This is a genomic window from Flavonifractor sp. DFI.6.63 (assembly GCF_024462255.1).
Taxonomy (GTDB): Bacteria; Bacillota; Clostridia; order Oscillospirales; family Oscillospiraceae; genus Lawsonibacter_A; species Lawsonibacter_A hominis.
Window position 1 is genome coordinate 1 of the sequence record NZ_JANGBE010000096.1, and the last position, 380, is coordinate 380.

1 pseudogene is annotated in these 380 nt (G+C 54.5%); it reads right to left on the minus strand.

Annotation, left to right across the window (positions count from 1 at the left end):
* Window positions 1-273 (minus strand): annotated as a pseudogene (locus tag NE547_RS18705) (hypothetical protein); the annotation flags it as partial.
* Between the last annotated feature and the right edge of the window lie 107 nt (window positions 274-380).

The window sequence follows — 380 nt, forward strand, 5'->3', positions numbered from 1 at the left end:
GGCGCGCATACCGCTCTGACCACCATGGCTTTCGGTAATCAAGGGATTCAGGCCAGAATCCGCCCTGCTTTCCAGCGCCATTCTTGACTTTGTCGAAAAACGCTTACACAAAATTTTACACCCGGCCAATCGTTGGTCATTTCCAGCGGAGAGAAGGAACTCCACCGGGTTTCCCAAACCGTCCACTACCGCGTGGAGTTTTGTGTTCCACCCACCTCTGGTACGGCCAACCGCCTTATCCGCTGTTTTTTTTCCCGCCATTGGCGCTTTCATGTACCTTTACACAGTGGAGTCTACGCTCAGATTCTCCATGTCCGCGTCCCCGGACAGCGCGTGAAATACTGCCTCCAGTGTGCCGTCATCCCGCCACTTGGAGAATC